Source organism: Rhodococcus sp. PML026 (assembly GCF_000963615.1).
In the GTDB taxonomy this organism is placed as follows: Bacteria; Actinomycetota; Actinomycetes; order Mycobacteriales; family Mycobacteriaceae; genus Rhodococcoides; species Rhodococcoides fascians.
Genome location: NZ_KQ031370.1, coordinates 212621 through 225090 on the forward strand (window position 1 = coordinate 212621; position 12470 = coordinate 225090).

Annotated in this window: 13 protein-coding genes; 2 read left to right on the forward strand and 11 right to left on the reverse strand. The window is 65.1% G+C overall.

Features of this window, described 5'->3' with window-relative positions; all coding sequences use genetic code 11:
* Positions 1–57: 57 nt before the first annotated feature.
* Together VF34_RS05545 and VF34_RS05550 are read left to right on the forward strand one after the other, a co-directional pair.
* Positions 58–1719 (forward strand): NTF2-like N-terminal transpeptidase domain-containing protein, encoded by a 1662-nt coding sequence (locus VF34_RS05545; RefSeq protein WP_027495345.1) that lies wholly within the window; start codon positions 58–60, stop codon positions 1717–1719.
* 33 nt (positions 1720–1752) lie between these two features.
* On the forward strand, positions 1753–2499 hold the full coding sequence (locus VF34_RS05550; protein ID WP_027495346.1) for a sulfite exporter TauE/SafE family protein: 747 nt from the start codon (positions 1753–1755) through the stop codon (positions 2497–2499).
* Positions 2500–2574: 75 nt separating this feature from the next.
* Here the strand turns inward: VF34_RS05550 and VF34_RS05555 are convergent, their stop codons facing one another.
* The 11 genes from VF34_RS05555 to VF34_RS05605 all read right to left on the reverse strand — a co-directional run bounded on the left by VF34_RS05555 (position 2575) and on the right by VF34_RS05605 (position 12469).
* Positions 2575–3891 (reverse strand): FAD-dependent oxidoreductase, encoded by a 1317-nt coding sequence (locus VF34_RS05555; RefSeq protein ID WP_045841028.1) that lies wholly within the window; start codon positions 3889–3891, stop codon positions 2575–2577.
* Positions 3888–4943 (reverse strand): ArsO family NAD(P)H-dependent flavin-containing monooxygenase, encoded by a 1056-nt coding sequence (locus tag VF34_RS05560; RefSeq protein ID WP_045841029.1) that lies wholly within the window; start codon positions 4941–4943, stop codon positions 3888–3890. Before VF34_RS05560 ends, VF34_RS05555 begins: the two co-directional genes overlap by 4 nt.
* Before the next feature lie 5 nt (positions 4944–4948).
* Positions 4949–5365 carry an arsenate-mycothiol transferase ArsC gene (locus VF34_RS05565; RefSeq protein ID WP_032406045.1) on the reverse strand — a complete coding sequence of 139 codons (417 nt, stop codon included), beginning with the start codon at positions 5363–5365 and terminating at the stop codon, positions 4949–4951.
* The gene (locus VF34_RS05570; protein WP_032406046.1) at positions 5362–5784 is read right to left on the reverse strand and encodes an arsenate reductase ArsC; all 423 of its coding nucleotides are present in this window, start codon (positions 5782–5784) and stop codon (positions 5362–5364) included. Before VF34_RS05570 ends, VF34_RS05565 begins: the two co-directional genes overlap by 4 nt.
* On the reverse strand, positions 5784–6872 hold the full coding sequence (gene arsB / locus VF34_RS05575) for an ACR3 family arsenite efflux transporter (RefSeq protein WP_032406047.1): 1089 nt from the start codon (positions 6870–6872) through the stop codon (positions 5784–5786). The genes VF34_RS05570 and arsB overlap by 1 nt, the downstream gene beginning before the upstream one ends.
* A complete protein-coding gene (locus tag VF34_RS05580) occupies positions 6869–7234 on the reverse strand; it encodes an ArsR/SmtB family transcription factor (protein WP_032406048.1) in 366 nt (121 codons plus the stop codon). Before VF34_RS05580 ends, arsB begins: the two co-directional genes overlap by 4 nt.
* Positions 7235–7265: 31 nt before the next feature.
* Positions 7266–8519: an APC family permease gene (locus VF34_RS05585; protein ID WP_045841030.1), complete on the reverse strand. Its 1254-nt coding sequence runs from the start codon at positions 8517–8519 to the stop codon at positions 7266–7268.
* A gap of 79 nt (positions 8520–8598) precedes the next feature.
* Positions 8599–9915 (reverse strand): Na+/H+ antiporter NhaA, encoded by a 1317-nt coding sequence (gene nhaA / locus VF34_RS05590; protein ID WP_032387731.1) that lies wholly within the window; start codon positions 9913–9915, stop codon positions 8599–8601.
* Between the two features lie 134 nt (positions 9916–10049).
* Complete coding sequence (locus VF34_RS05595; RefSeq protein WP_032367109.1) at positions 10050–10424, reverse strand: DUF3054 domain-containing protein; 375 nt, start codon at positions 10422–10424, stop codon at positions 10050–10052.
* Between the two features lie 247 nt (positions 10425–10671).
* Positions 10672–11223, reverse strand: a complete 552-nt coding sequence (locus tag VF34_RS05600; RefSeq protein ID WP_027495356.1) for a YceI family protein — start codon at positions 11221–11223, stop codon at positions 10672–10674.
* Between the two features lie 112 nt (positions 11224–11335).
* A complete protein-coding gene (locus VF34_RS05605) occupies positions 11336–12469 on the reverse strand; it encodes a lysylphosphatidylglycerol synthase transmembrane domain-containing protein (RefSeq protein ID WP_032367107.1) in 1134 nt (377 codons plus the stop codon).
* Between the last annotated feature and the right edge of the window lies 1 nt (position 12470).

The following is a 12470-nucleotide window of genomic DNA, read 5'->3' on the forward strand; positions in this document are numbered from 1 at the left end:
TGAATCCCGTGCTTGTTACTCGTGTGACTACAGTGAATATTGTGACTCATGAGTTCTATGAGTCGTGTCCGTCGTGGCCCGCGCAAGGTCCGCGGTCGCTACCTCGTCGCAGTTGCAGCATCGGCGACGCTGTCGGTCTCGGCCGTGTTCTGGATGGTCGACCGCCCACCGAGCGAGGCCGAGGTACTGGTCTCCAAATTCGTCGACGCGCTGGACAACCGCGATGTCGCGGCGGCGGCCGCACTGACGACGTACCCGAACGCCGCGACGGCAGCTCTGAATCAGATGTTCGACGGTTTGTCGGCCGACGGCAGATCGACGGGTGACTTCGACCTGACGCAGTACATGGATCTCTCCGACGAGAGCGGATTCTTCACGCTCGCGTCCGCCTGGAACTTCGGCGAAGGCAAGGACTGGAAGTACAGCGCCCAAGGCGCAACCAAGAAGCTCAGTGTCGGCTGGCGTATCGCGTGGGATCCGGCCACGCTCGTTCCGGATCTGACCTCGGGCGGGTCGGTTCGCTACACCCGCACCGACGCCGCTCCGCCGTTGATCTTCGATTCCGCGAACAACGTGCTGATGAGTGAGCGGACCATCAACGCCATTTCTCTCGACCCCGCCCAGATGAGTGATCCGGCGGCGTCGACTCAGCAACTCGCCGATGTCATCGACGTCGTCGCGCCGCTGATCACCTCCGAATCGCTACTGAAGGAACTCGATTCGGCCCACGGAGCTCCGATCACCGCAGTGACACTGCGCGACGACGACTTCGCCGTTCTCGAAGACGATCTGCGAGCGGTGCCGGGAGTGGTGGTCGCCCCGCAGCCGAAGCTCATCGTCGACGACCGTCGAATCACCTCCCCGGTGCTCGACTCCCTGCGCGCCGCGTGGCAATCCGGCCGCGACGCCACCGCAGGCTGGGCCGTCGACACCTACACCGTCGACGGAACCGGTGAACGACGCGTGGGATTCCAGGGACCGGGCGGACCGGACTTGCACGCAACACTCGATCCGCGCGTCCAACTCGCGGCCGAGAACGCTGTGGTGATGGCGGGTACATCCGCGTCGATCGTGGCGGTGTCCACGTCGACCGGTGCGATTCTCGGTGCGGCACAGAACAGTTACGCCAACGAGCAGGGCGACGTGGTGTTCGCCGGCTCCTATCCGGCCGGCACCGCGTCGGAGTTGATCAAAGCCGTACAGGCCGATCGCGGCGACGACAGTGCCGAAGACGCGGCAGCACGATTGGGTCTGGGAATTCACTATGCAATGCCCGGTCTCGACGCCTACACCGGCACCCCCGCCGACAGCCGGAGCGCGATCGACGGTATTCGGAACGTCTCCACCGCATCCGGAGCCGAGGCGACGGTGACACCGTTCGGACTGGCCCAGATGGCAGCAGCGATCTCCCGCGGCAGCGCGCCCACGCCGGCCATCGTTGCCGGGCAGACTGCAGTGGCAGACCGCGCAGCCGAGCCCATGGGCCCTGACGCTGCAGCCCGCTTGCGTGAGATCGTGGCCGCATCGTCGAACAGCAGTGGTCTCGATACGTTCGACGGCGTGCAGGGATTTGCCGGGGAGAGCGGCGATGACCGCTTCGTGCTCGCGACCAGCGGCGATGTTGCCTTCGCCGTCTACATCGAGGACGCCGACGGAGGGGATCAAGCAGTGCGGATGACGAGCCGCTTGCTGCAGGAGATGGCGAACCCCGTCGAATAGGGGCTCGATCGTTAGGCACGGTAGTTTTGTTCGGTGACTGTGCTCGATTTCGGACTACTGGTGGTGGCCGGGTTCTTCGCCGGCCTCATCGGGTTCGTCACCGGGCTCGCATCCCTCGTGTCCTATCCGGCGCTGTTGGCGGTAGGGCTTCCCGCGGTCTCGGCGAACGTCACCAACACCGTCGCGCTGGTTGCTGCCGGAGTGGGTGCCACTACGAGCTCGTCGGCCGAACTCGCCAAGGACGGCAAACAGCTGATTCGCTACGCCGTCTACTCGGCGCTCGGCGGGACCACCGGAGCCATCCTGTTGCTCGTCACTCCGGAGGGATCGTTCGAGGTCATCGTGCCGTTCCTGGTCGCGATGGCTGCGATTGCACTGCTGCTGCAGCCCAAAATCCGAACGCTGTCCGGCGGCAGGCAATTTCCGACGCTGTACCCGCTGGCGCTGTTCGCCGTCGCCATCTACGGAGGCTACTTCGGAGCCGGAGCCGGGGTCATCTTCCTGGCTCTGGCGCTGATCTGTACGTCCGATACGTTCTGGCGCGCAAGCATTTTGAAGAGCTTCTTCCTCGGCATCGCCAATCTCATTGCGGCGATCATCTTCTCGTTCTCCGGCCACGTGAACTGGTGGGCCGCTCTGGCTCTCGCAATCGGCTGCTTCGTCGGCGGTGCCTGCGGGCCACCGACCGTCAAGGTGATCTCACCGATCGTGCTCCGCGTCGGCGTCGGCATTCTGGGACTCGGCCTCGCCGGCTGGTTGGGGTACCAGGCATTCGGCTGACGTCGTCGGTGATCTGACTGTCCACCATTTCAGCCGGGAGGCGCGATCCCGCTTCTGGAACGAAATAGTGGACACTCAGATCAGTTGTGCCTCAGCTTCTGGGGAGACACCGCAGCATCCACCGGTCGTGGGGGCGTCGGGCTCGTCGAACAGGCCGGCCCCACCGCAGACGCCCGTGTCGGGCAACGTCAGCTCCACCTTTCGCGCGCCCTCGTGATCGCCTGCCAGTTCGGCGGCGATGCTGCGCACCTGCTCGTATCCGGTCATCGACAGAAACGTCGGCGCACGTCCGTAGCTCTTCATGCCGACCAGGTACAGGCCGGGCTCGGGCTGAGTGAGCTCCTCGACTCCGTGTGGTGACACCGAGCCGCAGGAGTGGATGTTCGGATCCACCAGTTCGGCGACGAACTTCGGTGCCTGCAGAGTGGGATCGAGATCGAGGCGCACTTCGGACAACCACGAAAGATCCGGACGGAACCCGGTCAGTGCGACGACGCGGTCGACGTTCTCGATACGGGTGCCGCCGTCGCCCACGAGGGTGAGCCGATCACCCTGCACAACAACGGCTTCGGTGCGAAATCCGGAGACCACGGTGAGGTAACCGTCGTCGACGGCCTTCTTCGCGCGTTGGCCGAGTGCGCCGCGCGCCGCGAGTTCGTCGGCCGCGCCGCCGCCGAAGACCTCCGCGGTGACGCCTCGGCGCACGGCCCAGGTGAGCGTTGTGCCGGGCTCGTCGGCGGCGAGCTCTGCGAAGGTGATGATGGCGGTCAGCGCGGAGTGGCCGCTACCGGCGATGACGGTGTGCTTGCCCGCGAACTGGGAGCGAATCGCCGGATCGGCCAGATCGGGGACTCGGTAGTCGATGCGGTCGGCGGCGGCCTTCTCGCCGATGGCCGGAAGCCCCTCGCTCCCCAGTGGATTCGGCGATCTCCAGGTGCCCGACGCGTCGACCACGGCGCGAGCGAGGATGCGTTCCTCGCTGCCGTCGGAGTGGCGAACATGCACCGACAGTGGTTCGGTGTCGCGTCCGGCGTCGACGACGCGGTCGCGTCCACGGCGGGCGACCCCGACCACTTCGCAGTCGACTCGGACGGTATCGCCGAGCACAGCAGCGAGGGGCGCGAGATAGTGCTCCACCCATTCGCGTCCGGTGGCGTAGGTGTCGCCGCCCGTTGGAGTCCAACCGGTGGGTTCGAGCAGTCGGGCGGCAGCCGGGTCGACGACCTCGGACCACGGAGAGAACAGCCGCACGTGATTCCATTCGGACACCGCCGATCCGGCCGACGGTCCACGTTCGAGAACGATGACGGCAGAACCGGTTTCGGTCAGGTGCGCCGCGGCAGCGAGACCGATGGGGCCTGCGCCGACCACCACTACGGGGTATTCGTTCATGTCTGATCTACCTTTCCTCGTCGAACGAGAGTGTCCACTGCTGCGCGTGCCGTCCGGCCGACGCCGATGAGCGTCGCCGAGGCCGGGCCGGTCCAGTCGCCGTAGCCCAGGAACACCAGCGTCGGTTCGCCGCGGACGTGATTGCCGTCCAGCACGATTCGTGATCCTTCGGTGTGCAAATGGAGCGGCTGCAGATGCCGCAGTGCGGGTCGGAATCCTGTGCACCAGAGGATTACATCCAGTTTCTCCGTCGTTTGTCCGTCGGTGACACCGTCGGTGGTGATCGCGGTGAACATCGGCCGGGCGTGCAGCACTCCGCGATTCCTGGCCTCCCGCACCGACGGGACCATGACGATGTCGCCCAGACCGGCGACCCCGCCGGTATCGGGACCGCCTGCCGCCAGAGTGCGGGACCGATCGCTGGCGACATCGAACAGCACCCGACCATCGACGTCGTCGGGGAGAAACTTGGGCTCGCGGTTGGTGAACCACAGGGTCTGCGCGACCGTGGATATCTCGGCAAGTATCTGAGCAGCCGAGTTTCCGCCGCCGACGATTCCCACTCGCTTGCCCACGAGCTGACCCGGCGTTCGGTAGTCAGCGGCATGCAGCTGGGTTCCACCGAACTCACGCATACCCGGGTAGCTCGGCCAGAACGGCCGAGACCACGTTCCCGTCGCATTGACGATTGCTGCGGCACCGTACGACTCGCCGTCGGTGTCGACTCGATAGCCCTCGGTCGTACGATGCACGGACTTCACGTCGACGGGCCTGTGCACCGGCAAGTCGTACTTCTTCTCGTATGCCCGCAGGTAGTCCACGACGTGCGATGCCGGAGGAAAGCCGCTGTGCCACGGCGGCATCGGCCAACCGGGTAGTCGCGAGTACTCGGCCGGCGAGAACAGATGTAGCGACGGCCAGTAGTCCTGCCAGGACCCGCCGGCGTGCGTCTGATTGTCGAGGATGACGAAGTCCAGCCCGGCTCGTCGCAGGTAGTAGCCGGCGGCCAGTCCTGCCTGACCACCGCCGATCACCACCACCTCGGTGTTCATTCGAATCAGGTTTCCGCGCTGCGCAATCGGGATGCCAGTTCTCCGACGCGGCCCGCGATGTCGTCACGCACCAGACGCATCCGCTCGATGCCGTCGATACCGCGTTCGGACGGTTCGTCGGTGTCCCAGTTCTCGAATCTGGGGCCGTCGACCACGTCTACCTTCGCCTCACCGCCGAGGGTGACGACGTAGTCCATCCGGGCGAGCAGAGCGGGGTCGATCGGTTTCGGTACTTCACCCGACAGATCGACGCCGACTTCGAGGAGCGCCTCGGCCGAGAGTGCATTGACCTTTCCGCCCGGCTTCGTTCCGGCAGAGTGCACTTCGACCGAATCGCCGACGGCCTTGCGCATCAGGCCGGCCGCCATCTGTGATTTGCCGCCGTTCTTGACGCAGACGAACAGCACGCTGGGTGTCGTCATGATGCCGAACTCTGCTTCGCTGGAACCAGTTCGGCGATCAATTCTTCGATTCGACGCTTGATCTCATCGCGAATCGGGCGGACTGCCTCGACGCCTTTTCCTGCCGGATCGGCCAGTGCCCAGTCGCGGTAGCTCACGCCAGGGAACACCGGGCACGCGTCGCCACAGCCCATGGTGATGACGACGTCGGACGTCTCGACGGCCTCGGTGGTCAGGATCTTCGGCGACTGCGACGAGATGTCGATACCGACCTCGGCCATGGCCTCGACCGCTGCCGAGTTGATGGTGTCCGCGGGAGCGCTACCGGCAGAACGTACCTCGACGGTATCACCGGCGAGATGGGTCAGAAATCCGGCGGCCATCTGAGAGCGGCCGGCGTTGTGGACGCAGACGAACAGGACGCTGGGTGTGTCGGACATCAGGAATCCTTCGATGACGTGGTCGTGGAAAGGCTGGGGGAGAACCGCTTCCGTAGGGCGAGGGAGACATAGACGAGGCCGACCAGGACCGGCACCTCGATGAGCGGGCCGACGACCCCGGCGAGTGCCTGCCCGGACGTTGCGCCGTAGGTGGCGATGGCGACGGCGATGGCGAGCTCGAAGTTGTTGCCCGCAGCGGTGAATGCGAGGGTGGTAGTGCGTTCGTAGCCCAGGCCCATGGCGGCACCGAGTGCGTAACCGCCGCCCCACATCACCGCGAAGTAGACCAGCAGAGGCAGCGCGATGCGCACCACGTCCCAGGGCTGTGAGGTGATCCGATCACCCTGCAGCGCAAAGAGAACGACGATGGTGAACAACAGCCCGTAGAGAGCCCACGGGGCGATCCTGGGGATGAACTTCTCCTCGTACCACGCACGACCCTTGGCGCGTTCACCGAAGAAGCGCGATGCAAATCCGGCTATCAGCGGGATTCCGAGGAAGATCAGCACCGACTTCGCGATCTGCCACGGCGACGCTTCGATCGTGGTCTGCTCCAGGCCGAGCCAGCCGGGCAGTACCGAGAGGTAGAACCATCCGAGGACGGCGAACATGAAGACCTGGAACACCGAGTTGATCGCCACCAGCACGGCCGCGGCCTCACGGTCTCCGCAGGCGAGGTCGTTCCAGATGATGACCATCGCGATGCATCGAGCGAGGCCGACGATGATCAGGCCGGTCCGGTACTCGGGCAGGTCGGGCAGGAAAAGCCATGCGAGAGCGAACATCAGCGCCGGTCCGAGGACCCAGTTGAGAACGAGCGATCCGATCAGCAGTCGCCTGTCGCCGGTGACGGTGTCGAGGCGGTCGTAGCGGACCTTGGCCAGTACCGGATACATCATGATGAGCAGGCCGACGGCGATCGGCAGCGACACCCCGTCGACGGAGATGGACGACAACGCGTCGTTCAGCCCGGGGACCATGCGCCCCAGGATCAGGCCGACGACCATGGCGACACCGATCCACACCGGGAGGAACCGATCGAGCGTGGAGAGTTTGCCGACGACGGCGGTGTCCGTGGTGGTGCTCATACCGCGACCACCGTGGGGTCCGCGGCGGTGAGTACCGACGACAGTTGTTGCAAAGCAGCTGGAACGACCCAGTAGTAGACCCAGGTTCCGCGTCGCTCACAGTCGAGCAGCCCGGCTTCGCGGAGCACCTTGAGGTGGTGGGAGATCGTCGGTTGCGACAGGTCGAAAGCGGGGGAGATGTCACACACGCACGCTTCGCCGCCGGCATGGCTGGCGACGAGGCTGAGCAACCGCAGGCGCACAGGATCGCCCAACGCCTTGAACATGCGGGCCAGATCCCCGGCCCAGTCCACGGTCAGCGGTTCGTGGACGAGCGGCGAACAGCATGCGCCGGCCGAGGAGGTCAGGTCTTGATTCGACATTGGTCTATATTGACCCTTGTCGAATCAGCCGTCAAGTGAACAGTCGCTGAACCCGGACCAGACGGTAGAGGACGCCGAGCAGTGTCACAACGGTGCCGATCGCGATCGACGACAAGGGCAGCGTGGCAATGAGAACCAGGCATCCGAGCGCTCCGAGCGCCTGCAGGGGGCGCGGATAGCGTCGGTGTTCGGTGCCCTGGGTGTACGCGCTGACGTTGGCGACGAGGTAGTACAGCAGCACTCCGAAGGACGAGAAGCCGATGGCGTCACGAAGATCCACTAGCAGGATTGCGGCACTGACGATCGCCGCCAGAGTGATCTCGGCCCGGTGCGGCACCGAGTAACGAGGGTGGACCGCAGTCAGATACGACGGCAGATCATGGTGGCGGGCCATCGCCAACGACGTGCGTCCGATACCGGCGATCAAGGCCAGCAACGCTCCGAGCGCGGCCAGTCCGGCACCGATGCGCATGACAGGTGATGCCCACGAATACCCGGACGTCACAACGAGATCGACCAGCGGAGCCGACGACGAGGCCAGTAGGTCCGGGCCCAATACCGTCAACAATGTCACGGCAACCGCTGCATAGATCAGCAACGCGATGCCGAGTGCAGAGACGATGGCCCGTGGAATGGTGCGCTCGGGCCGCACCACTTCCTCGCCGAGGGTGGCGATGCGCGCGTAGCCGGCGAAGGCGAAGAACAGCAATCCCGCGGACTGCAGAATTCCGTACCAGCCGTCCCCGGTGAGGGATCCCGAAGCGCCGATGCCGTTGCCCGGCGAGCCGGCGAAGCCCAGAACCACCCCGATGACGAGGATGGCGAGCACCGCGGTGACGAGGATCTTCGTCAGCAGCGCCGTGCGAGTGATACCGAAGTAGTTCACCACCGTCAACGCGACAATGGCAAGAATCGCAACGACTTTCGTATAGCCGGAAGGGGCGACGTAGGCCGCGAACACCATCGCCATGGCCGCCGAGCTTGCGGTCTTGCCGATGACGAAGGTCCAGCCGGCGAGGAAGCCGGGCCACTCACCGAGTTGTTCGCGACCGTAGATGTACGTCCCGCCCGACGTCGGATACTGGGCGGCGAGTTGCGCGGACGACGTCGCGTTGCAGAACGCGACGACTGCCGCGATGGCGAGGCCGATCAGCAAGCCGGCACCCGCTGCGGCCGACGCGGGAGCGAACGACGCGAACACTCCCGCCCCGACCATCGAGCCGACACCGATGACGATTGCATCGACAAGGCCCAGTCGACGGGCCAGCGGCTGTGGGTCGGTCATGCCTGGACCCGGATGTCGATCACGGCGACAACTGTAGAGGCCCCTCAACAGTGGCAACGGACCAGATTTCGGCCGCGGTCTACTTCTTCTGCTGATACACGTCCGGAATTCCGTCGTGGTCGTCGTCGCGCGTCTCTTCGATGTAGAAGTCGCGGTACGCCTTGTTGCGGGTTCGCAGAATGATCGACGCGATGGTTGCGGCGATGATCGAACCGGTCAGCACACCGACCTTCACGTGATCGTCGCGCTCTGTTCCTTCACCGAATGCCAGATCGCCGATCAGCAGCGACACCGTGAAACCGATACCGGCGAGCATCGCGACGCCGAAGACGTCGAGCCATTTCAAGCCGGCATCGAGGGTGGCCCGGGTGAAGCGCGAGACCAGGTAGGTGGTGCCGAAGATGCCGATGGCCTTGCCGATGACGAGGCCGGCGATGATGCCGATGGCAATCGGGTCGGTCAGGGCGCTGGCCAGGCCGGAGAAGCCGCCGACAGTCACACCGGCTGCGCAGAAGGCGAACAGCGGCACAGCGATACCCGCGGAGATGGGTCGGATCTTGTGCTCGAAATGCTCGGCGAGACCGGGGCCCGCATCGGGGCCGCCGTTCGCCTTGCTCCGGATCACCGGGACGGCGAAGCCGAGCAGAACGCCTGCGACGGTGGCGTGGACACCCGACTCGTGCATGAGCACCCACGTCACTACGGCCAGCGGGATGAGCACCCACCACGAGCGGACGCGCATCTGCACGGCGACGGCGAACAGCGCGAGCGGGATCAGCGTCAGGCCGAGCGCGATGAAGTTGATGTCGTCGGTGTAGAAGATCGCGATGACGCTGACGGCCAAAAGGTCGTCGACCACGGCCAGAGTCAGCAGGAAGGTTCGCAGCGCTGTCGGCAGATGCGTGCTGATCACAGCGAGAACGGCCACGGCGAACGCGATATCGGTCGCGGTGGGAATGGCCCAGCCGAGCAGAGCGCCATCCCCGGTGCCGAGGTTGAACAGCACGAAAATGACTGCGGGAACGACCATTCCGCCGACGGCAGCGGCCACCGGCAATGCGGCGCGTGCCGGATCGCGCAGATCGCCGGCAACGAACTCGCGTTTGAGTTCGAGTCCGACGACGAAGAAGAAGATGGCCAACAGCCCGTCGGCGGCCCACGTCGACAGAGTCAGATCGAGATGCAGGGCCGACGGCCCGACGCGAGTGCTCATCAATGTGTCGTAGGCGGCGGACCACGGTGAGTTGGCCCACACGAGCGCGACCACGGTGGCAACGAGAAGCAATGCGCCGCCGACGGTCTCTTTGCGCAAGACCTGTGCGATGCGGTCGGCCTCGGACCAGGAACCGCGAGAGAACAGCGGCAATCTCTCTTTGGGAATCGGTGAATCAGACACGGGAACAACGCCTTTCGGTAGCAACGTCGTGCTGAGCGCGTCCGCCGAGTCGACGGACATGTGCGCAGCACAGAACTATTGCCGACCAGACTTCCCGGCGCACCGTGAATGATCCTATCGCGAAAAGGTCCCTGTCACCGAACCGAGGGAATGAATCTGGCGATCGCGCGCCAGCCGAGCAGCAGAACCGCGGTGGAAATCGTCGCAACGATGATGAACGCGGTAGCGGTTCCCTGACCTGTCGCCGTGCGCAGGATCATGCCTCCGACGACCGTGGTGACCCACACCAGAATGCCCGTCGGAACAACGAGGAACGCGTCGAACTTGTTGCGGTACAGAGCGAACGTAGCGATCCAGCCGACAGCGGCACCGACGACGAACGGCCACGCGGTGTGGAAGAGGCCGGACAGCGCGGTGGCTTCGTCGTGACTGCGACGGCCGATCGCGGCGAACAGCACGATCATGACGAGATCGAGGACGGCAGCGACGGCCGGGGAACGAAACTTCACGGGACAACTGTAGGACACCGACGCGAACGGCCCGCGCCTACGAGTGCAGGTGCGGGCCGTTCGATGCCACTGGATCCCGCCCCCCAGGTCCGGATCAATGTGGGTTTCAGTCGGTTGGACTGCAACAAAGGCGCATTGATCCGGAAGGCGGGGGGGTGAATCCGGAAGGCGGGGGGGTGAATCCGGAAGGCGAGGGGTCAATCCGGAAGGCGAGGGGTCAATCCGGAAGGAGTAGAGGGGGTGAAACTTACGCCTGGAGGCCGGCCTCGATGTCGAGGTTCAGTGCGATCTTGTCGCCGACGACTGCGCCGCCGCCTTCGAGGGGCATGTCGATGCTGATGCCGAAGTCCTTGCGGTTGATGGTGGTGCTGGCTTCGAAGCCTGCGACCGGTCCGTTGCCCATGCCGGCGTTGACGCCGTTGAACTCGAGCTTGAGGTCGATGGACTTGGTGACGCCGTGGAGGGTGAAGTCTCCGGTGACGACGAAGTCTCCGCCGTCGGCCTTGACCGAGGTGGACTTGAACGTCGCGGTCGGGAACTTCTCGACCTCGAAGAAGTCGGCGGTCTTGAGGTGGCCGTCGCGCTGCTCGTTGTCGGTGGTGATCGAGGTGACGTCGATCTCGGCGTCGACGGACGGGGTGCCGTCGGCGGCGACGGTGACGGTGCCGCTGAAGTTCTGGAAACGGCCGCGGACCTTGCTGACCACCAGGTGGCGGACGGTGAATCCGACGGTGGAGTGGGTGGGATCGATGGCCCAGGTGCCTGCGGTGAGCTCGGGAAGCGCGATGGCGGTGGTCATGAGGACTCCTTGTTGGGTTGAAGTTTCAAACTCATAGTACACAAGCGGACCGGGGTCCGTATATATTCCGGGTGAACGGACAGTGACGGATGCCATACCGAACAGCACGTGGCTAGGCGGTCTCCGGATCGCCTTTGGAGTCGCGATCGTGCTCGGCGGCTCGGCCGAGATCGGAGGTCTCCTGCCGCTCGAGGGCGATGTCGAATTCGAGATCGGCGTGCTGGTGTTTACGGAACAGGACGAGGAACACGATCCACCCGACGATGGCGACCAAGATGAAGCTGACCCCGCGATAGACCAAGGCCGACGCCACTGCCTGAGATGCGGTGATGGACGCGGCGCTGGTCAGGAACGCGATGAGGGTGGCGTCGACGACCACCAGGCCACCGGGTGCGAGCGGAACGGATCCGACGGCCTTACCCGCCGCGAATGCGATGAACAGCCCGGACAGTCGTGGATCTGCGCCGACGGCGAAGCACGCGAACGCCAGGCACGCGACGTCCGCGAGCCGGTGCACGGCCGACCAGGACAGTGTGAGCGCGCCGTCCCGCTTGCCGAGCTGTACGGATTGGATCTGGCCGATCACCTTGTCGATGGCCTCGGCTCCGGCGTCGAGATCGTGGTTGCGGAACGCGTTGTACTTGCGCAGACCCCAGCGGGCGAACTGTTTGATGGACTCCGGGTGGTTCGAGATGTATCGGACAGCGGCCACGATCGCGATGACGCCGATGATCGGGAGCACCACGGTGAAGGTATTGAACGAACTACCGACAACCAGTCCGCCGGCAACGCCGAGCACCGCCAACCCGGCCGCGGCGATGACGCCGGAGATGGCGAGCTGCCAGGAGGCGACAACCGGACTCGCACCCCAGCGTCGGGTCTCGCGGTAGGTGAAGGCCGTCGAGAACACCTGGCCGGCGGGCAGAGTGAGCGACATTGCGGTGCTGCCGTAGATGACGGCCACGGACTTGCGTTGACGCACCTGTACGCCGCCCGCGTCGAGCAGCTGCTTCTGGACTCGGCCGAACGCGCTGAGCGACACGGCTTGGGCAAATACGCACGCAGCCAGCCAGCCCCAATGGATTTCTCGTACTGCTGTCCAGGATTCGTGCAGCCGTGGCCACAGGTAGATCGCCTCGCCCACCAGCAGAGCGACCAGGGCAATTGCGGCGATCCACTTGACCCATCTCAGCCGGTTTCGCGGGCGCCGCGCTGCGGGTCCGCTGGTCGAGCTGGGGTCGGGCATC